20 protein-coding genes are annotated in these 23,178 nt (G+C 73.3%); 10 read left to right on the top strand and 10 right to left on the bottom strand.

Annotated elements, in window-relative coordinates; genetic code table 11:
* The first annotated feature begins 533 nt into the window (after window positions 1–533).
* The 4 genes from AC0NH5_RS37020 (at window position 534) to AC0NH5_RS37005 (ending at window position 5,264) form a co-directional block, all read left to right on the top strand.
* On the top strand, window positions 534–794 hold the full coding sequence (locus AC0NH5_RS37020; RefSeq protein ID WP_474411998.1) for a hypothetical protein: 261 nt from the start codon (window positions 534–536) through the stop codon (window positions 792–794).
* A 4-nt stretch (window positions 795–798) separates the two neighbouring features.
* On the top strand, window positions 799–1,716 hold the full coding sequence (locus AC0NH5_RS37015) for a hypothetical protein (RefSeq protein WP_474411996.1): 918 nt from the start codon (window positions 799–801) through the stop codon (window positions 1,714–1,716).
* A gap of 66 nt (window positions 1,717–1,782) precedes the next feature.
* A complete protein-coding gene (locus AC0NH5_RS37010) occupies window positions 1,783–4,551 on the top strand; it encodes an FtsK/SpoIIIE domain-containing protein (RefSeq protein ID WP_474411994.1) in 2,769 nt (922 codons plus the stop codon).
* On the top strand, window positions 4,548–5,264 hold the full coding sequence (locus tag AC0NH5_RS37005; protein WP_474411992.1) for a hypothetical protein: 717 nt from the start codon (window positions 4,548–4,550) through the stop codon (window positions 5,262–5,264). The genes AC0NH5_RS37010 and AC0NH5_RS37005 overlap by 4 nt, the downstream gene beginning before the upstream one ends.
* Before the next feature lie 65 nt (window positions 5,265–5,329).
* On the opposite strand, the gene AC0NH5_RS37000 is transcribed toward AC0NH5_RS37005, so the two are convergent.
* From AC0NH5_RS37000 to AC0NH5_RS36990, 3 genes are read right to left on the bottom strand one after another with little or no spacing between them, the layout of a single operon-like run.
* Window positions 5,330–5,503 (bottom strand): hypothetical protein, encoded by a 174-nt coding sequence (locus tag AC0NH5_RS37000; RefSeq protein WP_474411990.1) that lies wholly within the window; start codon window positions 5,501–5,503, stop codon window positions 5,330–5,332.
* 4 nt (window positions 5,504–5,507) lie between these two features.
* A complete protein-coding gene (locus AC0NH5_RS36995) occupies window positions 5,508–6,851 on the bottom strand; it encodes a cupin domain-containing protein (RefSeq protein WP_474411988.1) in 1,344 nt (447 codons plus the stop codon).
* Entirely contained in the window at window positions 6,757–7,017 is a 261-nt protein-coding gene (locus tag AC0NH5_RS36990; RefSeq protein WP_474411986.1) for a BatC protein, read from the bottom strand. The genes AC0NH5_RS36995 and AC0NH5_RS36990 overlap by 95 nt, the downstream gene beginning before the upstream one ends.
* A 96-nt stretch (window positions 7,018–7,113) precedes the next feature.
* On the opposite strand from AC0NH5_RS36990, the gene AC0NH5_RS36985 reads away from it, so the two are divergent.
* Complete coding sequence (locus AC0NH5_RS36985; RefSeq protein WP_474411984.1) at window positions 7,114–7,902, top strand: DUF72 domain-containing protein; 789 nt, start codon at window positions 7,114–7,116, stop codon at window positions 7,900–7,902.
* Here AC0NH5_RS36985 and AC0NH5_RS36980 read toward each other — a convergent pair.
* From AC0NH5_RS36980 to AC0NH5_RS36965, 4 genes are all read right to left on the bottom strand, one after another.
* Window positions 7,856–8,749 (bottom strand): DUF72 domain-containing protein, encoded by an 894-nt coding sequence (locus AC0NH5_RS36980; RefSeq protein ID WP_474411982.1) that lies wholly within the window; start codon window positions 8,747–8,749, stop codon window positions 7,856–7,858. The genes AC0NH5_RS36985 and AC0NH5_RS36980 overlap by 47 nt on opposite strands.
* Window positions 8,750–8,799: 50 nt before the next feature.
* Window positions 8,800–9,222 carry a TraR/DksA family transcriptional regulator gene (locus tag AC0NH5_RS36975; protein WP_474411980.1) on the bottom strand — a complete coding sequence of 141 codons (423 nt, stop codon included), beginning with the start codon at window positions 9,220–9,222 and terminating at the stop codon, window positions 8,800–8,802.
* A gap of 213 nt (window positions 9,223–9,435) precedes the next feature.
* Window positions 9,436–10,068, bottom strand: coding sequence for a nucleoside/nucleotide kinase family protein (locus AC0NH5_RS36970; protein ID WP_474411978.1), 633 nt, complete (start codon window positions 10,066–10,068; stop codon window positions 9,436–9,438).
* Between the two features lie 290 nt (window positions 10,069–10,358).
* The gene (locus tag AC0NH5_RS36965) at window positions 10,359–10,820 is read right to left on the bottom strand and encodes a winged helix-turn-helix domain-containing protein (RefSeq protein WP_474411976.1); all 462 of its coding nucleotides are present in this window, start codon (window positions 10,818–10,820) and stop codon (window positions 10,359–10,361) included.
* Between the two features lie 350 nt (window positions 10,821–11,170).
* Here AC0NH5_RS36965 and AC0NH5_RS36960 point away from each other — a divergent pair, with 350 nt between their 5' ends.
* The gene (locus AC0NH5_RS36960; RefSeq protein WP_474412004.1) at window positions 11,171–11,518 is read left to right on the top strand and encodes an ankyrin repeat domain-containing protein; all 348 of its coding nucleotides are present in this window, start codon (window positions 11,171–11,173) and stop codon (window positions 11,516–11,518) included.
* Window positions 11,519–11,727: 209 nt separating this feature from the next.
* Here the strand turns inward: AC0NH5_RS36960 and secA2 are convergent, their stop codons facing one another.
* On the bottom strand, window positions 11,728–14,019 hold the full coding sequence (gene secA2, locus AC0NH5_RS36955; RefSeq protein WP_474411974.1) for an accessory Sec system translocase SecA2: 2,292 nt from the start codon (window positions 14,017–14,019) through the stop codon (window positions 11,728–11,730).
* 124 nt (window positions 14,020–14,143) lie between these two features.
* On the opposite strand from secA2, the gene AC0NH5_RS36950 reads away from it, so the two are divergent.
* The 4 genes from AC0NH5_RS36950 to AC0NH5_RS36935 are packed head-to-tail and all read left to right on the top strand — an operon-like array spanning window position 14,144 to window position 18,558.
* Window positions 14,144–14,884, top strand: coding sequence for an ATP-binding protein (locus tag AC0NH5_RS36950; protein ID WP_474411972.1), 741 nt, complete (start codon window positions 14,144–14,146; stop codon window positions 14,882–14,884).
* Window positions 14,881–15,918, top strand: coding sequence for a chemotaxis protein CheB (locus tag AC0NH5_RS36945; RefSeq protein ID WP_474411970.1), 1,038 nt, complete (start codon window positions 14,881–14,883; stop codon window positions 15,916–15,918). Before AC0NH5_RS36950 ends, AC0NH5_RS36945 begins: the two co-directional genes overlap by 4 nt.
* A gap of 30 nt (window positions 15,919–15,948) precedes the next feature.
* Window positions 15,949–17,778 carry a CheR family methyltransferase gene (locus tag AC0NH5_RS36940; protein WP_474412002.1) on the top strand — a complete coding sequence of 610 codons (1,830 nt, stop codon included), beginning with the start codon at window positions 15,949–15,951 and terminating at the stop codon, window positions 17,776–17,778.
* Between the two features lie 54 nt (window positions 17,779–17,832).
* A complete protein-coding gene (locus AC0NH5_RS36935; protein WP_474411968.1) occupies window positions 17,833–18,558 on the top strand; it encodes an ATP-binding protein in 726 nt (241 codons plus the stop codon).
* A gap of 33 nt (window positions 18,559–18,591) precedes the next feature.
* Here the strand turns inward: AC0NH5_RS36935 and AC0NH5_RS36930 are convergent, their stop codons facing one another.
* Together AC0NH5_RS36930 and AC0NH5_RS36925 are read right to left on the bottom strand one after the other, a co-directional pair.
* Window positions 18,592–19,731: a SigB/SigF/SigG family RNA polymerase sigma factor gene (locus AC0NH5_RS36930; RefSeq protein ID WP_474411966.1), complete on the bottom strand. Its 1,140-nt coding sequence runs from the start codon at window positions 19,729–19,731 to the stop codon at window positions 18,592–18,594.
* 283 nt (window positions 19,732–20,014) lie between these two features.
* On the bottom strand, window positions 20,015–23,131 hold the full coding sequence (locus tag AC0NH5_RS36925; protein WP_474411964.1) for a hypothetical protein: 3,117 nt from the start codon (window positions 23,129–23,131) through the stop codon (window positions 20,015–20,017).
* Window positions 23,132–23,178: the final 47 nt, after the last annotated feature.

Raw genomic sequence — 23,178 nt, 5'->3', positions numbered from 1 at the left:
AACCGGCGTGTGAACTTCGGGTTCGCTGCGCACCACAACTTCACACACAGCACCGCGCCAACCGGCGTGTGAACTTCGGGTTCGCTGCGCACCACAACTTCACACACAGCACCGCGCCAACCGGCGTGTGAACTTCAGGTTCGCTGCGCACCACAACTTCACACACAGCACCGCGCCAACCGGCGTGTGAACTTCGGGTTCGCTGCGCACACAACTTCACACGCTGGTGGGTGGTGGGGCTAGGTGAGTGAATGACCCGGGCGGGTGGGTTCGGGCATGAGCGGACACGAGCGGGGGTAGCACCGGAGGACACCCCTGCGGTGGCGGGAGGCACGGACATGATCCACAATGGACGACAGCCGGATGTGGCGATCACCAGGGCGATCCCCGACCGGGCTCGCCGGGTCCGGCACGGCCGCAAGGACCGATCCGGTTCGCCACGTGCTGCCAAATTCGGGCACCGCGGACGGCGGGAACGGAACCGGGCGGTACTCTGCAACTGCAAGCAAGGATTCCTACAGGAGGCTGCACGGGTGGCCAGTGTCGCCGAGTTGAGAGCTGCCGTCGAAGCCGCGCTTCAGCAGGTCAACGACGGGCAGGTGGCGATACAGGCGGCTCGGGAGAAGCTCGGCGAGGCCCAGCAGAGCCTGGCCGCCGCCCTCGACGGAGCGGCCAACCAGGTGGTCGAGGCCGCACACGCCTCGCTCTCCCAGGCCGACCAACAGCTCGAGGACTGCATGAGCTCGACCCTGCACGCGATCGAGCAGGCCCAGACCTACACGGCGATGCTCTGACGCGATGTCGCTGCTGCAGGAACTCGGCGCCCAGCTCCGCGCCGCCGCAGACGAGCTGCCCACCGGGTTGATCACCGCCGCGATGGAACGGCTCCGCACCGCCACCGAGATCTTGAACTGGGTGCGAGCGGAGTCGCAGAAGTCGATGGGCGTACCCGAGCTGGGTCATGCGACCGAACACGCGGAACACGCGGCAGCGGCCCTGCGTGCCGCCCAGGACGCGATCGACGCCTACCTGGCCGTGCTCGGCCTCGGTGGGCAGCCCGGCACGACCCGCGGCCAGGAGTGGCGTGAGGCGGTCAAGCCGGAGGAACGGCAGCCCCGGCAGCCGGACGACGAGCCGGCGGGCGAGTCGGAGCCGGCGGACGTCCAGCAGCTGGGCCCGTGGTGGCAGCAGCGGGTCGCCCAGCTCACCGGCGAGCCGGCACCGACGGATCAGGAGAGCGGCCGGTCCGGCACCGACACCGCCGAGCTGCTGCGCCGGGTCGCCGCGGGAGTTCGCGCCGGTGACCGCGCCCGGCTCGGCCGCGAGCTGCACGGGGTGAACGCGTCGACCGGCCTGGGCCTGTCCGCGGTCAGCTCCCCGGTGCTGCACCGGCTCGCCGGCGACCTGCTCGGGCACGTGCCCCGCCCGGAGGACGCGCCGCGGCTGCGCTCGGCTGCCGAGGGCCGCGTCCGCTCGCTGCTGCCCGGCACCTCGCCGGCGGTCCTGGAGACGCTGATCGACCGGATCTGCCGGGTGCCGGTCAAGCAGCAACAGCAGCAGGACAGCCCGCCCGGGCACCCCGCCGACAACGCGGTGACCGCGAGCGTCCTCACCGGGGTGCTGCTGGCCCGGCTCGGCCGGGACGCCGAGTCGCTCAAGCCGGACGCTCCCGAGCCGGTCCCCCGCGAGCCCGATCCCGGCGAGCGCGGCCGATGAGCCCCGACCTCTCCGCCCGGGCCTCCGGGCGGTCCCCCCGAGTCACTGCGTCGATGCCGGCAGGTCATGGCTGAATCCACCAAACAGCGGGTGATGGAGATCCGGGCCGCGCTGTCGCACGCGCTCGGCGCCGCTCAGACGGCGTGCGAGTCCGCACGCCGCGCGGAGACCACCGCGGTCGCCCGCTGGGAGCGGGTGAACGCCGCGGCCACCGCGCGGCGGCGCCGGCTGGCGGCGGCCCGGGACCAGCGCTTCGCGGAGATCGACACCTGGCACGACACCGAGCTCGCGGCGCTGGCCGGCGCCGCGGCGGGCGCGGCGGACCGGGCCGCGCCGGGCGCCGCCGGGGAGCCGTGGCACAGCTGGGAGCCGACGCCGCTGGCCACGGCGGCCGAGCTGCGGATCGGGCGGCTGATGCTGCCCGACGCGCCGGTGCCGCACCCGCAACGCACCAAGCGGCCGGAGGGTCCGTGGGCGAGCGCGCCGGGCGCGCCCCACGACGACGAGCCGCCGGGCACGCCGCGCGAGGACGATGCGCCGCCGATCCCGGAGGAGGCGCCGCCGGAGGTGCCGGCGCTGATCCGGCTCCTGGACCACGGGCACATCGTGGTCGCCGGCGACCAGCGGACCGGCGACAACGTGGTGGCCGGCCTGCTGCTGCGGGCGCTCGGCACGAGCACGCCGGGCGCGGTGCAGCTGATCGGGTACGACCCGGAGCACCTCGGCGGCGGTCTGGCCGGGTTCGCCCCGCTCGCCTCCGCCGGGGTGCTGACCTTCGCCGGGCCGCAGGATCTGGGCGCGCTGCTCGACGACCTGGTCGGCCACGTCCGCCGGATCAACGAGAAGGTGCTGGCCGGCGAATACACGTCGCTGCGCGAGCTGCACGCGGTCACCCGGCGGCGGCCGGAGCCGTGGCGGGTGGCCGTGCTGCTCGGCGGCGGCGAGCTGTCCCGCCACGAGCGGACCCAGCTGGACCGGCTGCTGCGGACCGGCGCGGCCTGCGGGGTGCACCTGGTGATCCGCGGAATCGCGGTGGAGCCGGCGCCGGGGATCGAGGTCGTCACGGCCGCGCCCGGCGACGACGCCCGCATCCACAGCGCCGGTGCGCTGCCCGTACGCCTGGATCCCGGGCCGCCGGCGACCGTCCTCACCGCGACCTGCCGGCAGATCGCCGAGGCGGTGGCCGCCGGTCCGGCGCCGGTGGCGCTGGACAGCCTGCTGCCGGAGGCCGGTGCCGAGTGGCAGCAGAGCTCCGCCGCCGGGCTGACCGCGCCGCTCGGCGACAGCCCGCAGGGCGCCCCGGTGCGGGTGACCCTGAGCGACTATCCACCGCACGCCCTGATCGCCGGGCCGTCCGGCACCGGCAAGACCAACTTCATCTACGCCTGGCTGGGGGCGCTCGCCGCCCGGTACTCCCCCGCCGAGCTGGCGTTCTATCTGCTCGACTTCAAGGAGGGGGTGTCGTTCGCCCGGTTCGCGCCGGGCCGGCGGGACCCGAGCTGGCTCCCGCACGTCCGCCTGGTCGGGGTGAACGTCAACACCGACCGGGAGTTCGGGCTGGCGCTGCTGCGGTTCCTCAGCGGCGAGCTGAAACGCCGGGCGGACGCGGCCAAGCAGTACGAGGTGACGAACCTGGCCGAACTGCGCGCCGAGGACCCGGCAGGCGCGTGGCCCCGCATCGTGGCCGTGGTGGACGAGTTCCAGGTGCTGCTCTCCGGCCGCGACGCGGTCGCGGCCGAGGCGGTCGACCTGCTCGAGGACCTCGCCCGGCGGGGCCGGTCACAGGGCATCCACCTGATCCTGGCCAGCCAGGACGTCTCCGGCATCGAGGCGCTGTGGGGCCGGCCCGCGCTGGTCGCCCAGTTCTCGCTGCGGATCGCGCTGCCCCGGGCCCGGCGGGTGCTCGCCGAGACGAACAGCGCCGCCGACTCGCTGCCCCGCTATCACGCGGTGGTCAACGCCGACTCCGGCGCGACCGAGGCGAACCAGGTGGTCCGGGTCCCGGCGGCAGGCGACCGGGATCAGTGGAACGCCCTGCAGCACCGGCTGTGGCGGCGCCGGCCGGAGGAACAGGGGCCGCCACGCCTGTTCGACGGCGACGTGATCCCCCGGCTCGCGGAGAGCCCCGACTACCGGGCGCTCCAGCCGTCGGAGTCGCCGGCCGCCCCGATGGCGCTGCTCGGCGAGACCATCGACGTGGCGGCACGCTCGGCCCGGACGGTGCTGCGGCGCGCGCCCGGCCGCAACCTGGCGGTCCTGGGCACCCGGGTGGAGGAGGCGTGCGCGGTGCTGGCCACGGCCGGGCGGTCCCTGGCCGCCCAGTTCGCCCCGGACGGCGCCCGGTTCTCGGTGATCTGCCTCGACCAGGACGCGCTGTCCGCGGCCGAGGCGCTGCACGCCCGGATCCCGGAATGCGGGTGGTACGACACGCAGAACGTGGATTACCTGCTGGAGGACGCCGCGGCCGAGGCGAGCGCGGCCTGGCCGGCCGACCGGCCGCACTTCATCCTGGTGTACGCGGCGGACGCCCTGCCCGGTGGCCGGGCGGCCGCCGAGCAGTTCCGGACGATCCTGCGGCAGGGGCCGGAGCGGCGGCTGCACGTGCTGGGCTGGTGGCGCGGCGCCGGGCTGCTGCGCGACAGCCTCGGCGGGCACGCCGCGCGGACCGACGCGATCGGCGCCTGGGTCGCGCTGGACGTGCACGGCAGCGAGCTGTCGCCGTTCTTCCCCGGCACGGGGGCGCCGAACTGGTACCCGCGGCCGTGGCGAGCCCTGCATTTCGACCGCTCGGTGCACCGCGGCGCCGAGGTGATCATCCCTTACGGAACCTCATGAGCGAACTGGAACCCGCCGACTTCGACCGGGCCGACTACCGCACCGTGCTGCGCCGGCTGACCACCCTGGACCAGCGGGCCACCACGCTGCGCGAGGAGGCGCAGCGCTGGCACGACGAACGGATGACCGAGGCCGACGAGGCGGTCCGGACGGCGGAGGAAGAGGTCCGGCACGCGCAGCACGCGGTCCGCCGGGCCCAGCGCGACCTGGAGCAGGTGGACGCCCGCGCCGCCGGGCTGTGGTCGGACTTCGTGCACCGGATCGGGCCGGCCGCCGAGCGGTGGGGGCGCACCCTGCCGCCGCCCAGCATCCCCCGCCAGCGCAGCGAGCGGGACGCCGGCGACTACCTCGACGAGGTGGAGAAGCGGGTCAAGTACACGCCACCGGCCCGGCCGCTCACCTTCGGCACCCAGGTTCTGTTCGGCGTCTTCGGCGTGGCGGGCGGAGTGCTCGGCGTAGTGGGCAACCTGGTGCTGCGCAACACCGGCGCGTCGGCCGGCGGCGACTGGCAGCAGGCGGCGCCGGTGGTGGCGCTGCTCGTGCTGCTGGCCTGCCCGGTGCTGGCGGTCGTCACCGCGAAGCTGGTGGCCGACCGGCGCGGCGTCGGGCTGGACACCGCGGCGGTCGCCACCGTGCTGATCACCGGTCTGGTGACGGCGGGGCTGCTCTTCACGGCCGTGCAGTTCGCCCAGCCGGTCAGCGGCGCGGGCTGACCACCTCGGGTGTGAAGTTCAGGTGCGTCCCGCACCCCCGCCTCCACACCCGGGCGTGGCGCTGGTCAGTGCGGCCGGCTGAGGGTCCGCCGCCGCTCGGCCTCCTCCTGCAGGGCGGCGGGCACGTCGAGGTGCTCCCCCGCGCCGTGCGCCTCGTCGTAACCCAGGTCGCCGGCCTCGTCGAACTCGGGTCCCGAGGCTTCGGCCTCGGGCCGCTCGTCATTCCGCGAATCCGTCATGCGGTCACGGTAACCCCGCCGGGGCCGGTGTCACGAGGCCTTCGGTCAGCAGACGACGTGCCAGAACCAGGCGGTCGGCGTCGTCGTCGAGGGGCAGGTCGCCGACCGCGTGCGGTTCGCCGTCCAGGGCGGTGCGCACGGCCGCCGCGCAGGACGCCGGGAACCGCAGGGTCCGGCCGGTGAGTCGCAGGACCACCTGGTCACCCTCGGCGGTCAGCTCCCACCGCAGACCGGGCCGCACGGTGATCTCGTCCGCGGGTGTGAGGGCGGCGGCGAAGTCGAGCTGGGCGAGCGGGCTGATCGGGGCCGGCCGGGCGGCCGGCCAGGAGCGGTCCCGCAGACGGGCGGCCACCGCGGCCGGATCGGCGGTGCCGAGCCAGTCGCGCAGGGCGGCGACGGTCTCGGCCAGCTCCGGTCCGATCGCCTCGGCGTCGGCCGGGTCCAGACCGTACGGCAGGGTCGCGCGCAGCCGGGGGTCCTCGACGGCGAGCGACAGCAGTTCCTCGACCAGGGCGTACCGGGTCAGGCCGCGGATGCCGACGGTGAGGTGCAGCGAGCGGCCGCCGAGCGTGCGGGCCGAGTGCAGCCAGCCGCGCGGCAGATAGAGTGCATCGCCGGGCTCGAGGACCACGTCGAGCGCGGGCTCGCCCTGCGCGATCGCGGCAACCTCGTCGGCACGACCGCCCCACGCCTGCCGCTCCAGCGGGTCGGGCAGCACGGGCGGGTGGATGCACCAGCGCTTGCGGCCGTCGACCTGAAGCACGAACACGTCGTGGGTGTCGTAGTGGGTGGCGAAGCCCTGGCTGGCAGGCGGGGTCAGATAGGCGTTGATCTGCAAGGGCCGGTTCAGTTCGGCGCCCAGCTGCCCGGCGAAGTCGATCAGGGGCGGCCAGAGCCGGTGCAGGCCCTGCAGGACCAGGGTGGCGCCGTCGGCGTACAGGCGCATCACCTGCTCGTCGAGGACCTGGTCGGCGACCTCGGCGCCGGCGCCACCGCCGCCGGTGAACCGGCCGGGCGGCAGCACCTTGCCCTGTGCGGCCACCCGGAGGAACGGCGTGCGCAGGCCGCGGCGGCTGAGCAGTTCGTCGACCGCGGCCGGGGAGAGAAGGTCGGTGAACCCGTCCGGGCCGCCGAGATCGGCGGCCCGGGACAGCAGGGGCGTACGGCCCCAGTGGTGCTCGGCGAAACGGGCCCGGTCGGCCGCGGCGACGCGGCGCAGGGCCGTCCGGACGAACGTCGCGGTCATCGCCGGCCTAGGAGGCGCTGCCGTCGGCGCCGCCGTCGTGCCCGCCCGGGTTGGCGCCGCCGTCGGCCGGCCCCTCGTCCGAGGCGCCGCCGTCCGCGCCACCGTCGACGGTGTTCGCGTTCGCGCCGCCGTCCGCCGGGCCCTCGTTGCTCGCGCCGCCGTCGGCGCCGCCGTCATGACCGGCCGGGTTGGCGCCGCCGTCCGCGGGGCCCTCGCCGTTCGTGCCGGACGGGTCGGAGCTGATGATGTCGTCGTTGCTGAGTCCCATGTCGGCTCCTCGAGTCGTTCGTGTCAGAACACGTCGCCATCGCACTACCCGGGAAGATCACGTCTAATCCGCCGCGACGCCGGGTATCCGGGCGGCATGCTGTGGATCGGGACGTCCGGCTGGCAGTACCGGGACTGGCGGCCGGCGAAGGGCGGCGACGAGACCGGATTTCTCTATCCCGCCGGGTTGCCGCAACGGCTCTGGCTGGAGCACTACGCGGCCCGGTTCGACGTGGTCGAGGTGAACAACGCCTTCTACCGGCTGCCGGAGCGCCACACCTTCGCGCAGTGGCGGGAGCGGACCCCGGACGGCTTCCGGGTGGCGGTGAAGATGAGCCGGTACCTGACCCACATCAAGCGGCTGCGCGAGCCGGCCGAGCCGGTGGCCCGGTTCCTGGACCGGGCGGCGGGGCTCGGCGACAAGCTGGGGCCGGTGCTGCTCCAGCTGCCCCCGACGCTCAAGGCCGACCTCGGCGCGCTGGACGAGACGCTGCGGCAGTTCCCGGCCGGGGTGCGGGTCGCGGTGGAGCCCCGGCACGAGACCTGGTTCACGCCCGCGTGCGAGGAGCTGCTGCGCGGCCACGGCGCGGCACTCTGCTGGGCGGACCGCTGCGGCCGCCCGATCACCCCGCTCTGGCAGACGGCGGACTTCGGGTACCTGCGGTTCCACGAGGGCCGCGCGAAGCCGTGGCCGCGGTACGGCCCCCGGTCACTTTCCGCGTGGCTGGAGCGCCTGGCCGTACCGGAAATGTTCGTCTTCTTCAACAACGACCCCGGTGGCGCCGCGGTGATCGACGCGGCCGTCCTGGCGAAACAGGCCGCGCGCCGCGGCCTGACGGTCAGTCGCGTGCCGGAGATGCCGCCGCGTCCCCCAGCAACTCGATGAGCGTCGCGGCATTCCGTTGCGCATAATCACCGCAACAGTTGTTCAGCAAGGCATGTGTGACATCCGCCTCCGCTGCCAATGACCGCAGTTTCGGCGCCCATTCGGCGAGCTCGGCGTCGGAATAGCGATATCCGAACTTCTCGTGGATGTCCTTGCTCGTCCACTTGTCGCTGTGCCCGTGGAATCGCACCACCGCGATGTCCGCGGTGGCGACCGGCAGCGGTGGCACCGACGACTTGTGGCCCTGCGGCATATCGACGCAGACGTACGGAAGACGGTGCGCCCGCAGGAACTCCAGGGTCTCGTCGCGGTTGCCGCCGTCGAACCAGCTCGCATTGCGGAACTCGAACACCGGCCGGAGCGGCCGGCAGCGGGCCGCCACCTCGAGCACGAACTCCTTGTTGGACCGGCGAAGGGAGAACCAGGGCGGGAACTGGAAGAGCAGCACGCCCAGCTTGCCGGCGGTGGCCAGCGGGTCGAGGGCGCTGAGGAAGCGGGCCCACACCTCCTCGTACGCCTGCGGTTCGAGGTCCTGCGGGTAGATGTTGGTCTTGCCGGTCTCCGGTCGCAGGTCCTTGTAGAGCGCGGACACCTTGGTCGGGTGGCCGGTCAGCAGGCTGAACGCCTTGATGTCGAAGGTGAAGCCGTCCGGGGTGCGCTCCACCCACAGCTTCGTGGTCTGCTCACTCGGCGGCGCGTAGTAGGTGGCGTCCACCTCGACGATCGGGAAGTGCTTCGCGTAGTGCGCCAGGCGCTTCTCCGGAGTGTCCGCACCGGGCGGGTACCACCCGGAGGCGAGCAGGGTCTTGTCCGTCCACGAGGCGGTACCGACCTGGATGATGCCCATGGTGCTGCCTTTCCCCGGGGCCCGCCGTGGCGAACCCCGGGGACGGACGCTCAGCTGGCCCGGCGCTCGCGGACCTGCTTGCAGTTGACGCACGAGGTCGCCGACGGGAACACCTCGAGGCGCTCCACCGGGATGGGCTTGGAGCAGCCCTCACAGTTCCCGTACGTCCCCTCCTCGAGCCGCTGCATCGCGTGCTCGGCCTGGGTCCGGCGGTCCAGCAGGGTCCTCAGCAGCGAGGTCGCGGCGTCGCGCTCCGCCGTCTTCGACCCGCTGTCGGCCTGGTCATCGCCGGCCGCATCGCCGATCTCCACCAGCCGCAGGCGCTGGTTCTGCGCCACGGCCTCCTCGTACTCGGTGTTGATCTCCTCGAACCGGCTCCGCAGGATTGCCCGGATCTGGTCGATCTCGTCGGTCGAGCGCCCCTTCGCCGAGCTGCCGCCCTTACCAGTAACAACCGCTCCGTTGACGAGCATGCAGTCCCCCTGCCCTTCATTCAGCCCCAGCCGGTGGCCATCCCCGGGTCACCCTCGCCCCGGCCGGCTCACATGCCTGTGGCGACATGTGGAGCCGGACGATACCCACCGCTGGAGATCCCAAACGGGACCCCCCGCGAAAAAGTAACCGGAGCATAACTGTCAGTGGTCGAATCCGCCACGGACTCGGCAACCGCGTTCTTGTGCCGGTGATCACCGGACGGTCTCGACGAGGGCCGGGCGCTTCGGGTCGTCGAGGCGTACGACCACGTCAGCGAAGGTTTCCGGGGCCACTTCACCGGCGTAGCGGCGATATGCCGGCAGGGTCCAGAGATCGTCGGAACCGGTGCGCCGCTCCAGCGCGGCGGCGGACACCTCAAGGTGGACGGTGAAGTCGAACGGCAGCCCGGAACCGAGCAGCAGCGGGCCGCTGACCAGCACGACCGCGGTCTCCGGCAGCTCGGTGTAGGGCTGGCGGGCGGCCCTGTCCACGCGCGAGTCCCAGAGCCGCAGCAGGATCCGCCCCGAGCCATCCGGGCCCGCGGGGGCCAGCACTTCGCGGATCAGCCCCGCCTCGTCGAACCAGCCGGTGTAGAAAGAGTCCGGATTGTGGCGCCCGAACTCCAGGCGCAGCGAGGCCGGGCGCAGAAAATCGCCGGTGTCCACCCGGACGGCGGGGCGGCCGCGGACGCGCAGCGGGTCCACCAGCGCGTCGGCGAGGCGGGCCGGATCGGCGGCGTACGGGCCGTCGACGGCGACCCGCAGCCGATTGTCGGATTCCCGACTGGCGAGCCGATCGGCGAGATCGTCGACGAGGGCGGTGAAGGAGATCGGGCGGACGCGCATCGGTCCATGATGCGTCGGCCGGCGTCGCGGGCACGCCGCAGCCATGACGGACCGGAGCCGGGCGGCCCCCACACGCGCGGTCCACTGCCGTGTGGCGGTGTGGCTCACAGCCGGCCAGCTCTCAGCCGTGCGGCCCTCGGAGCGCCCCTCGGCGTGCGGCCCTCAGTCGTGGGCCTCAGTTGTGGGCCTCAGAGCGGCCTTCACTCGTGCGGCGCCCAGTCGTGCGGCCCTCAGTCGTACGGCCCTCAGTCGCGCGGCCCTCAGTCGCGCGGCCCTCAGTCGTGCGGCCCTCAGTCGTGCGGCAGGATCGTGATCCGCGCGTCGTCGGCCAGCCGGTAGCCGACACCGTAGACAGTGGTGATCAGGGGCAGGGCGCCGCCGAGCTTGAGCCGCAGGCGCCGCACGTGCACGTCGACGGTGCGCTCGCCGGCCCGCTCGTAACCCCAGACGGCCGCGAGCAGCTGCGCGCGGGTGAAGACCCGGCGGGGCCGCTCGGCGAGGTAGAGCAGGAGATCGAACTCCAGCCGGGTCAGGGGCAGCGGAGCGGCCTCCAGCAGCGCCTGACGCGATCCGGTGAGCAGGCTCACCTCCGGGCCGTCAGCGGCCCGCTCAGACGGCTCGGGAGCCTCGGGCGCGGCCTGCTCCACGGTGACCGTGCCGCGGCTCAGCTCGACCAGCTCCCGGACCGCCGCCAGCAGCCGGTGCGCCTGTGGGGACACTCCGTCCCCGGTCAGCGGAATGGCGAGAGTCACGGTCAGCGCCGGTTCGGCGGTGCGGCGGCCGGGGCCTCGGCCCGGCCCCGCGGAACGGCGATCGGCACGCGGCGACAAAGCGCTGACCGGCATTGATTTCATCCCCCAGAATTTGTTGCGGCAAGCGAATACGACTGATCACTGTGCGTAAAGCGGGGACGATATTTCCCGCCCGCCGCTCGGTGGGTCAAGTCGCCAACCACACTGTGGGAAAGACGTTCCATATTGTTCTCCGTCACACAAATGCATTCCGGGAACGTTTTCTGTCACCCTCATTAAAGATTGCCGAACGTGGGTAGCTCCCTCACGTGACCGAGCTGGATGAAGAGACGATCGCGTTCGCGCACCGCATGTTCGACCTGGCGCGCTCCGGCGCCGCCGAGGAGTTGGCCGCCAACGTGGAGGCCGGGCTGCCCGCGAACCTGACCAACGACAAGGGCGACACCCTGCTGATCCTGGCGGCGTACCACAATCACCCGGCAACCGTGGCGGCGCTGCTGGCCGGCGGCGCCGACGTGAACCGGGTCAACGACCGCGGGCAGACCGCACTCGCCGCGGCGGTGTTCCGGCGCAACCCGGAGACGGTACGGACCCTGCTGGCGGCCGGCGCCGATCCGGATGCCGGCGGGCCGAGCGCGGTCGAGACGGCCGCGTTCTTCAAGCTGCCGGAGATGGCCGCGCTGCTGCGCGGCGAGTGACACCACCGATCCGCCGGCGGGCCTGCGCACGCAGCCGGCCGGCCTCAGCTCGTCCGCGCGGCATGCCGTCGCATGCGAACCGGGCCGTTGCGCCCTGCGTGGGGACTTCGGGTTCGTTGCGAACCCGAAGTCCCCACGCAGGGCGGCGCAGTTGCCGGCGGGCTGTTGCCGGGGTGGGCCGCTGCCGGCTCGGCGTCGCGGGCGGCGGCTCAGCCGCCCGAGGTGAGACGCCGGCCGACGGCCGCGATGAGGCGGTCCAGCTCCGAGCCGAACGGGTTGTCGTGCACCAGGTAGGTCCAGGTGGCACTGGGCCGGACGATCTCGGCCCGATCCGGCTGCCAGCCGTCGCTGAGGTCGACCTCCTCGAAGGTCTCGATGGTGCGCGTCTCGACCCGGGTGAGCAGCTCCTGGAAAGCCGGCACCGCGGCCCGGTGGAACTCGTCGAGCGGGTCGAGCTTGCCGAGCGCCCGCAGGTGCACGCCTTCCCGGACCTCGGAGAGGAACGCCAGGTGCTCGGCCCAGAGCCGGTCCAGGTGGTAGAGCGCGATCGCCCGGGCCGAGTCGGACAGCACGTCCTCGTCGATCTCCTTCGCCTTCTCCGGCGACTTCTCCAGCAGCATGATCGCGGCGACCTCGGAGGTGAGCAGCCGCTCGCGGCGCTCGGCCAGCAGCAGGCGCTGCTGCTCGATCACCACGCTGTACCGCCAGGTGTTCTTGTGGATCTCGTGGTTGACGCCCTCGGCCACCCGCTGGGCGTGCTCGACCGCGTAATCCACCTGCGGGTCGTGGACGACGCCGTCCATGTCCATCCGGGGCGACGGCGGGATGATGTCGCCGGCGTGCCGGACCACCAGCTCGTCCTCGAGGCTGACGAAGAACACCGAGCGGCCCGGGTCGCCCTGCCGGCCGGCCCGGCCACGGAGCTGGTCGTCGACCCGGCGGCTGTCGTGCCGGCCGGCGCCGATCACATAGAGGCCGCCGAGCTCGACCACCCGGTCGCGGTCCTTCTCGTCGCTGCCGCCGAGACGGATGTCGACACCACGGCCGGCCATCTGGGTGGAGACGGTGACCGCGCCGAGCGCGCCCGCCTCCGCGATGATGGTGGCCTCCTCGGCGTCGTTCTTCGCGTTCAGCACGTTGCACGGCACGCCGGCGTCGCCCAGCTGGCGGGCCAGCAGCTCGGAGGCCTTCACGTCCAGCGTGCCGATCAGCACCGGGCGGCCGGACTCGTGCGCGATCTTGATTTCCTCGACCAGGGCCTCGTCGCGGGTCTCGTGCGCCGAGTAGATCCGGTCCGGGTCGTCCTCACGGATGTTCGGCGTGTTCGACGGGATGACCGCCACCTCGAGCTTGAAGTACTCCCGGAGCTGCTCACCGACGTGCACCGCGGTCGCGGTCATGCCGCAGACCGTCGGGTAGAGGGCGATGTAGGCCTGCACGGTGATGGTGTCGAGAACCTCGCCCTCCTGCGTGGCGGACAGGCCCTCCTTGGCCTCCACGGCCGCCTGCAGGCCGTCCGGCCAGCGACGGCGCTGGGCGACCCGGCCGCGCATCTCGTCGATCAGCTCGACCGAGCCGTCCCGGACGATGTAGTCGACGTCGCGGCGCAGCAGCGCGTGCGCGTGCAGCGCCACGTTCACCGCGGAAAGGTGCTCGACCTGGTCGTCGGCGTACAGGTCGATGTCGCCGAGCTGCCCCTCGAGGTGCTTGAGGCCCTCCTCGGTGAAGGCGACGCTGCGGCCGTCCTCGGCCACCTCGTAGTGCTTGCCCTTGCGCAGGGAGCGCATCAGCGCGGCGGCGTCGTTCACCGGGTCGCCCTCGGTGGCGACGCTGCCGGCCAGCACCATCGGCACCCTGGCCTCGTCGATCAGGATCGAGTCGGCCTCGTCGACGATCGCGGCGGCCAGGTCGCGCTGGACCCGGTCGGCGACGTCGGTGACGAGCTGGTCGCGCAGGTAGTCGAAGCCGGCCTCGCTGACCGAGACATAGGTGACGTCGGCCGCGTACGCCTCGCGGCGCTCCTCCGGCGTCATCGACTCGGTGACCCAGCCGACGGTGAGGCCGAGCAGCGTGTAGATCGGCTCCATCCAGGTGGCGTCGCGCTTGGCCAGGTAGTCGTTGACGGTGAGCACGTGCACCGGGCCGCGCCCGAGGCGGGTGTGCCCGTACGCCGCGACGGTCGCGGTGAGCGTCTTGCCCTCACCGGTGGCCATCTCGGCGACCCGCTTGTCGAGCAGGGCCATGGCGCCGAGCAGCTGGACGTCGTACGGCCGCTGGCCGATCGCCCGCCGGGCCGCCTCCCGGCCGACGGCGCAGATCTCGACGTAGTCGGCCGCCTCGCGTGCGGCCTCGGTCAGCGCCTCGTCGTCGAGCTCCTTGAGCGCATCCTCACGTGCTTCGATCGCCGGCAGCCGCTTCGACAACGGCCCCAGGTCCACTGTCGCGCCCGGACGCTGGAGAAACTTACGGAACCGGCTCTTCAGCCGCTGCGACACACCCATGGCGCGCAACGGTACTTCATTTCGCCCCGAACCAGGGGACGGACTCCCGGTGCGCGGCGCACGTTTGCCACCGGGTGCGTACGGGCACCTGTCCACCTGTCGTCTGCGCACGTGAAGGAGGACCATGCCGAGCCAGCTGGTCTGCCGGCCGGAGCAGGACCTTCCGGTGGCGGTGCTGACGATCAGCGGCACCCTGGACCGGGTCACCGGGGACGCCCTCGGCACGGCGGTGCGCCGCAGCATCTCCATGCAACCGGCGAAACTGCTGCTCGACGTCGCCCGGCTGCGGGTCGCCGATCCGCTCGCCCTCGCCGTCCTGGAGTCCGTGGTCCGCGAGGCGAAGACCTTCCCGGCGGTGCCGATCGTGGTCTGCGGCGCGGACCCGCCGACCCGCAAGGCGTTCACCGCCGCTCCCGGCTGCGCGGCGCTCGAACTCGCCGCCGACTGCACCCGCGCCCTGGCCGAGGCCGACGCCCAGCCCCGTTCCCCCGGCGTGCGGGTGCGGCTGCGCCCGGTGCCGGAGGCGTGCCGTCAGGTGCGCACCATCGTGACGCAGGCCTGTGCGGGGTGGGAGCGCGCCGACATCAGCTCGACGGTCGCCCTGATCGCGACCGAACTGGTGGCCAACGTGGTCCGGCACGCGCACACCACCATGGAGCTCACCCTGGCCCTGCGCGGCAGCCGGGTCACCGTGGCGGTCCGCGACCGCAGCCGCCGGATGCCGCGCCGGCTCGACCCGACGGTCGCCGACGCGGGTGGCCGCGGCCTGCGCCTGGTGCACGACCTCACCGACGCGTGGGGGGTGTTACCCGTGTCCGACGGTAAGGTGGTCTGGTCCCAGCTGACCACCGGAGCCGCCGCGTGACTGCCCCCCGCACCACCGCGCACCGCGACGTGGTCGCGGTCGGCGCATCCGCGGGCGGCGTGGAAGCATTGCGGGCCCTGGTCGGCGGGCTGTCGGCGGACTATCCCGGCTCCCTGCTCGTGGTGCTGCACATCCCCCGGACCGGTCCCAGCGCACTCGCCTCGATCCTCGGCCGCAGCGGTCCGCTGCCGGCCCGGACCGCCCGCGACGGCGAGGAGCTCATCGCCGGCCAGATCTACGTCGCGGCCGGCGACCATCACCTGCTGATGCTCGACGGCCGACTGCGGCTGAGCCGGGGCCCGGCCGAGAACGGCCACCGGCCGGCCGTCGACCCGCTGTTCCGGTCGGTCGCCCGGGCCGCCGGACGGCGTGCGGTCGGCGTGGTCCTCTCCGGCGCCCGCGACGACGGCGCGGCCGGGCTCGCCGCCATCGCCGCGGCCGGCGGCGTCACGCTCGTGCAGGACCCGGCCGACGCCCTCAACCCCGGGATGCCCCGCTCCGCGCTGGACCGGATCGTGCCGAACCACATCGAGCCGGCCAGCAAGATCGGTGCCCTGCTGGCCGAGATCGCCGCCGCTCCGCTGGCGCCCGGCCCGCCACCGGCCACCGACCCGGTCCTCGACGCCGAGGTGGCGGTGTCCGGGCTGCTCCGGTCGGCTACCGGGGGACTGGCTGCACCGGCTGGTTACGGCTGCCCGAACTGCGGCGGCAGCCTGTTCCTGATCGAGGACCGGCGGCTCCCCCGGTTTCGCTGCCGGGTCGGGCACGCCTGGTCGCCGGAGAGCCTGCTCGACGAGCAGGCCGCGGCCCTGGAGGGCGCCCTTTGGCTGGCTTTGCGCTCGCTGGAGGAGAAGGCCGCGCTCAGCCGGCGGATGGCGACGGGCCTCGGCCCGGCCGCCGGGGGCGAACGGTTCACCGCCATGGCCGAGGACGCCGACACCGCCGGCGAGACGATCCGGCAGCTGATCGCCCAGCTCGGCTCGACCGCCGAACCGGACGAAACTCCGCCGTCCGGCGCTTCGGCGACGATCTGACGTGCGGTAGCGTGCTCAGTCGTGCAACCGATGGACCCGCACTTCGAAGCGCTGCTGCTCTATCTGAAGGAGTCGCGCGGCTTCGACTTCACCGGATACAAGCGGTCCAGTCTCATGCGCCGGGTCAACCGCCGAATGACTCAGGTCGACGCCGGCGACTACCTGGAATATCTGGACCTCCTCCAGGTCCACCCGGACGAGTTCACCGCGCTCTTCAACACCATCCTGATCAACGTGACGGCGTTCTTCCGGGACGCCGACGCCTGGGACTATCTGCGTGATGAGGTGCTCACGCCGCTGGTCGCCTCGAAACCGCCGGACTCGTTGATCCGGATCTGGTCGGCGGGCTGCGCGTCCGGCGAGGAGGCGTACACGCTCGCCATGGCGCTCACCGAGCTGATCGGCCCGGAGCAGTTCCGGGACCGGGTCAAGATCTACGCCACGGACGTCGACGAGGAACAGCTCAACGAGGCCCGGCAGGCGACGTACGGGGAACGCGAGGTGCAGACCCTGCCACCCGCCCTGCTGGAGAAGTACTTCGAGCCGGCGAACGGGCGCTTCACCTTCCGCAAGGACCTGCGCCGCTCGGTGATCTTCGGCCGCAACGATCTGGTACAGGACGCCCCGATCTCCCGGATCGATCTGCTCACCTGCCGCAACACGCTGATGTACTTCAACGCGGAGACCCAGGCGAAGATCCTCGGCCGGTTCCACTTCGCGCTGGTGGAGACCGGCGTGCTGTTCCTCGGCAAGGCCGAGATGCTGCTCAGCCACGCCAGCCTGTTCACGCCGATGGACCTCAAACGCCGGGTCTTCCGCCGGGTGCCCCGCCTCTACGCCCCGCCCGGTGCGGTCTTCGCCGACCCGCTGCCACCCGCCGGCGGCCCGGTGACCGGCCTGGACGAGCTGCGCAACGAGGTCTTCGCGGCCAGTCCGCTGGCCCAGCTCGCGCTCACCTCGGACGGCTTGATCGCCCTCTCCAACCGGGAGCTGGACAAGCTGTTCGGGGTGTCGTCGCGGGACATCGGCCGCCCGTTCCGCGACCTGGAGATCTCCTACCGGCCGGTGGAGCTGCGCCGCTTCATCGAGCAGGCCCAGCTGGAACGCCGCACGCTGCGCGTCCCCGACGTCGAATATCACCGCGGCTCCGAGGTGACGTACCTGGAGGTGCAGATCAGCCCGCTCAGCGGGGCGGACGGCAGCCTGCTCGGCGTCAACCTGATCTTCCACGACGTCACGGCGGCCCGGCGTCTGCAGGACGAGCTGGAACACGCGAACCAGCAGCTCGAGGCGGCGTACGAGGAGCTCCAGTCCACCAACGAGGAGCTGGAGACCACCAATGAGGAGCTCCAGTCCACGGTCGAGGAGCTGGAGACCACCAACGAGGAGCTCCAGTCGACGAACGAGGAGCTGGAGACCATGAACGAGGAACTCCAGTCCACCAACGACGAGCTGCAGAGCATCAACGACCAGCTGCGGATCAGCACCGGCCGGCTGGACGAGGCGAACGGATTCCTGGAGACCGTGCTGACCAGCCTGCAGGCCGGGGTCGCCGTGGTCGACCCGGACCTGCGGATCAGGATGTGGAACCGCCGGGCCGAGGAGCTCTGGGGCCTGCGCTCCAGTGAGGCGATCGGCCAGCACTTCCTCACCCTCGACATCGGCCTGCCGATCGACAGCCTCCGGCCGGTGCTGCGCGGTTCGCTCGGGTCGGCCGGCGCCTCCGCCGAACTCACCCTGGACGCGGTCAACCGGCGCGGCCGGGCGATCACTGTACGGGTGGTGTGCACCCCGCTGCGCCGCCGGGACGGTCGGCAGGGCGACGGGGACGGCGCTATCGTCGTCATGGAGACGGACTGACGTTTCCGGGTTCCGGGGGCGGGTATGCGGCAGGCTCTCGGGAGGGCGGAGGCCATGACGGTCCGTTGTGAGGTGCACGGGGACGCGAGGGCGCTCGTCGCCACGCTGACCGGCCGGCTTCGGCTCGCCGATGCCGCGTCGCTGCGCGACGCCCTCTTCAAGTGCCTGGCCGAACAGCCCGACGCGCTCCTGGTCGACCTGCGGGACCTGGACGTCGACCAGCCGCTCAACCTGGCCATCTTCACGGTCGTGCTGCGTCAGGCCGCCCGCTGGCCGGGGACCCCCGTGCTGCTGTGCGGGCCCTCCCCGAAGACCCGGACGATGCTGCTGCGAAGCGCGTACCACCGGCTGCCGATCTTCGATGACGTGCCGACCGCCCGGCGACGCCTCACCGACAACCGGACCACCATGCCGTCGATCTCCGAGGAACTCCTGCCGGTGAGCGGGTCCACCCGGCACGCCCGCAACGTCGCAACCGAGGCCTGCCTGCTCTGGGACCTGCCCGACCTGGTGGCCCCGGCCAGCCTGATCGTCAGCGAACTCGTCGGCAACGTCATCGACCACGCGCACACGATGATGCGGCTGCGCCTCTCGTTGCGGTCACGACTTCTCACCATGGCCGTCTGGGACGGTTCGGCAGACCCACCGATCCTGCGCCCGCCATCCGAGCCGGCCGGCCCGGGCGGGCGCGGGTTGCTGCTGGTGGACACGGTCGCGCACGCCTGGGGCAGCCTGCCGTCGAACGAGGGCAAGGTGGTCTGGGCGGCCCTGCGCCGCTGACGGACCGTCCTCAGCTCAGCGCTCTTCCTCAGCTCAGCAGCGGCGCAGCACGCCGGCGAGACCCGAGACGGCCAGGATCCGCGCCACGTACGGCTGGCTGCCGGCGACGCAGAGATCGATGCCGGCGTCCGAGGCCTGGCGCACCGCGTCGAGCAGCACCGAGACCCCCGCGGCGTCGACCAGCGGCACCCCGGCGAGATCCACCATCACGGTGACCACCCCGGCCGTGCCGATCGCGTGCCGCAGACCGGTCCGCAACCGCTCCGCGGTGTCCCGGTCCACCTCGCCGCGCACCCGCACGACGATCGCGCCGCCGTCCTGCAAGACCGAGACCTGCATGCCGTGCCGGGCCGGGACCTCGCCACCCTCCCAGCGCGGCGGGACGTCGCTGAGCATCGCCTCACGCAGCCAGGCCAGCGCCCGGCTGAGCAGCCGCGACACGTGCATCTGCGAAATGCCCAGCTCGGCGGCGATCTCGGCCTGGGTGCGGTTGCCGTAGAAACGCATCGCCAGCATCCGGCGCTCACGAGCCGGCAGCCGCATCAGCAGCTCGGACACGGTGAGCTTGTCGGTGAGCGACTCCAGGTCGTCGTCGACACCACCGATCAGATCGCCGAACTCCACGGCCCCGTCACCGCCGGCGACCGGCGCGTTCAGCGAGGCCGGCGAATAACCCGCGGCGCACTCGATCGCCTCCAGCACGGCCGGCTCGCTCACACCGAGGCGCTCGGCGAGCTCGGCGGTCGTCGGGGTCCGCGCGAGAGCACTGGTCAGCACCATCGAGGCGTGCCCGACCTCGAGGCTGAGGTCCTGCACCCGGCGGGGCACGTGCACGCCCCACGTGCGGTCGCGGAAGTGCCGCTTCAACTCGCCCGAGATGGTGATCACCGCGTAGGCCGTGAAGGAACCGCGCTCCGGGTCGTACCGGTCGACCGCCTTGACCAGCCCGAGACGAGCCACCTGCTCCAGGTCCTCAAGGTTCTCACCGCGGCCCCGGTAACGCCGGGCCATCCGGCCGGCGAACGGCAGACAGTGCCGCACCAGGCCCTCACGAAGCGAATCCAGCTCGGCCCCGGTGGCGCCGGCACGGCGCTCCGCATAGGCCATCGCGGCGGCGTCGAGATCCTCCAAGGAGTGCTCGGCGGCTTCACCGTTCTGGTTTCGCACAGGCATGGCACCCCTCTCCCGGGACACCGCGTGCACGGCGCAGCCCATCATCGCGAGGCTACTGCCCGGGCGGTGCGGTCCCTAAACAGATTCCGCCTACCGAGGTTCTACGCGCAACGCCCGATGGGGGTCGCCCCCGCCGAACCGGCGCGGTGACATCAGCATCCCAGAAAAAACCCGGCGAATCAGGCAAGGCACGCCGCTGCCTGCGGCCACCGGCGAAAATCAGCCTTCCAAGGCGCCCCACCAGGGGGTACGCGTGAGCGACTCCCCACCGGCGCGGTGTCCCTCAGGCCTGCCGGGGGCGACGCGACGGCAGACCACTCGGTGCCTGGGACGGGTCCTCCAGCGTCTCCGGCACGGCCGAGGGCTCCGGCCGTTCCAGGCGCGACGCGGCGGCCCGGCCCGGAAGCCCCGACGGCGCCTCCCCCTCATCCGTCGGCGCACCGCCCTGAGACGCAGCCTGCGGCGCGCCGCTCGGAGACGCAGCCTGCGGCGCGCCGCTCGGAGACGCAGCCTGCGGCGCGCCGCTCGGAGACGCAGCCTGCGGCGCACCGCTCGGAGACGCGGGCCGCGGGCCGCCGGCGGCGGCGGCGGTCTGCTGTCCCATGTCCGGCGCCTGCAGCGGCGGCCGGACCGGATTTTGCTGACCCATGTCCGGTGCCTGCAGCGGCGACCGGCCGGCGGGCTGCTGACCCGCCGGGCTGTGCTGACCCATGTCCGGCGCCTGCAGCGGCGGCCGGGCGGGGACCTGCTGACCGGACTGGGCCTGGTTGTGCTGGCCCATGTCCGGCGCCTGGAGGCGGGGGCGACCGGTCGGGGGCCGGCCGGGGCCGGGCTGCCCGGCGGGTGGCTGCTGGGGTCGGCCGGGGTCCTGCTGTCCCATGTTCGGCGCTTGCAGAGGCGGGCGCTGGGGGGCGGCGGGTGGCGGAATCGCGCCCGGGGCGGGCATCGCCGCGGACGGCAGGATGCCGGTCTGGTCGGCCCCGGCCCCCGCCGACGGCCCAGCCGGCGGCTGCGGGAAGTCAGCCGGCGGCTGCGGGAGACCGGCGGATGGCTGCGGGAACCCGGCCGAGGGCTGCGGGAGCCCGGCGGGGGGCTGCGGCGGCGTACCCATGATGATCTCGGACGCGCGGGCCTGGCCGCCATCCATCGGCGGACGGGCGGAGCGGGTGAAGCGCGGCGCGTCCAGCGGGCTGTTCTGCTGGCTGTAGGCCAGAGGCTGCCGCATCAGCGTGTCCACGTCGTCGAGCGAAGACGTAGCAGCCTGAGCCGCCACACCGGACGGCATCCCCGCAGCGGCAGGCATGGCTGCGGCCGGCGGCATTCCGGCAGCGGGCATGCCGGCATCGGGCACCATGCTGGAAGCGGCAGGCGTGCCGGGACCGACCGGCATCGCGGGGACGACCGGCATGCCAGGGGCGGTCGGCATGGCAGGCGCGGTCGGCATGGCAGGCGCGGTCGGCATGGCAGGCGCGGTCGGCATGGCAGGCGCGGTCGGCATGGCAGGCGCAGTCGGCATGGCAGGCGCAGTCGGCATGGCAGGCGCGACCGGCATGGCAGGACCCGACGCCATCGCGGGACCTGGCGGCATCGTGGCGCCCGGCGGTTCCGTCTGGGTGATAGCGGCAGGCCAGGGCGGTTGGACCTCCGGCTGCGGCTGCACCCACTGGTCGGCAGGAGCGGGCGGGACAGCGGCGTCGGGAGCGGGCCACGGGGTCGGCCGGGCGCCGGGGATCGGCTGGGCGGCGGCGAGGTGGGCGCCGGGGGTCGGCTGGGCGGCGGTGGCGAGGTGGGCGCCGGGGATCGGCCATGGCTGCGGGGCGTCCTCCGGTGCCGGCGCGCGCATGGTGTTCTCGGCGGCGGGCATCCAGGGCACGCCGGCGTGCGGGCCGGGCGCCGGCTGCGCGGTGGAGCGGCCGGCCGGGGTGGCGGCCGGGCCTGCGGTGGTCGGCTGACCGGCGCCCTGTGGCAGGTTCGGCTCCCATTGCTGGGTGACGTCCCACGGCTGGGCCGCGGACGGCGACTGGCCCGCGGACGGCGACTGGCCCGCGGACGGCCAGGACTGCTCCGGATTCGCCGCCGTGCCCGGGATCGGTGGCGGCCACGACCGGCTCGGCCCGCCGATCTCCGGTGCCGCGGCGGCTGCCGGCTCGGCTTGCTGGGCGGGACCGGGCGCCGGCGCGGCGACGGCCATGTTCAGGTCGGCGAGGTTCCGCCTGTGGCCACCCGCGGGAGCGGGGTCAACAGCGTTCGGCGTGCGGCTGTTGCCCGGCAGTCCGAGAGCGGAGATGTCGCCCGTCGCTCCCCCGGACGGCCCCTCACCAGTGACTCCGCCAGAAGCGGATGGACCATCGCCGATCCGGGGCGGCCAGGACGCGGCCTCGTCCTGCTCGTCGGTCACCTCCCAGGGCGGCGCCGACCTTCGCGGGCCCGGTCCGCCGTGGGCCACCGCCGCGGGCTGTGCCGTCCCCGCATCGTCGCCGGACAGCGGTGGAAGCGGCGGCAGCGGATGGCCACCGGGGCCGCTCGCGGGCAGCGGAGGAAGCGGGATCGCGCCGGAGATCCCGGTGGGTGGCGGTGGGACGACTCCGGAATCGCGGGGCTCGGAGCGGGGCGTCGACGACGGGGCGTCGTTGCCGGCGGCCGGGATGCCCTCGGGGGCTTCGGCCGGGAACGGGAGCGCGTCGTTCGTACCCCAGGGAATGCTGTTCCCGGGCCTGCCGGATCCGTCAGCGGAGGAACCGAGGGTGATGCCGGCTCCGTCAGGATCCATGCGATCAGCTGCAGCATCGAGCGAAGCACGCCGGGCCGAGCGGGAACGGCGGCCCGGGCCTGACGAGAAAGAGCCATGATCTGCTCCGGGATCCGACGAGATGGAGCCCTCCGGGCTCGGGGGCGGGAACGGTTCGAGGCCCGGCGACGGTGCGGAGCGACCGGCGGCCGGCGCGAACGGCGCGGTGAGCGGGTCACCGGTGTCCAGCAGGGCGCCGCCGGCCGACGATGCCGACAAGACGGACGACGATCCGGCGGACGGCAGCGCGGACGATGGCTCGGGAGGCAGAGCGGACGACGGCGCGGTCGATGGCTCGGGAGGCAGAGCGGACAGCAGCGCGGACGGCGCGGGTGGGGATGACGGCGACGCGGACGGGAACAACGGCGCCGGGGCAGCCGGGGCGTAGGCGGGGCGGGTGGCGGCCACCAGGCCGGACTCCTCGGCGAGACCGGCCGCGGCGACGACCTCGGCGGCGGCCTGGCCGGTGCGGCAGGGCAGCGGCTCGCCGCACGCGGGGCACTCGGTGAGACCGTCGTGCGGCCCGCGTCCGCCGGCATGCGCCTCGACCATGGTGCGGGCGGTGCGTGCCAGCACGCTTTCCGGGTTCACGTACGCCTTCGTCGACGCCACTGGTCTCGCCCCCTCCCCGCCTGCCCGTACACGCCGGCGGCACGGTG

This window comes from Actinoplanes sp. 13, from assembly GCF_056134165.1.
Note: the sequence above shows the minus strand (reverse complement) of the source record. Positions and strands in the feature narration are given on the sequence as shown.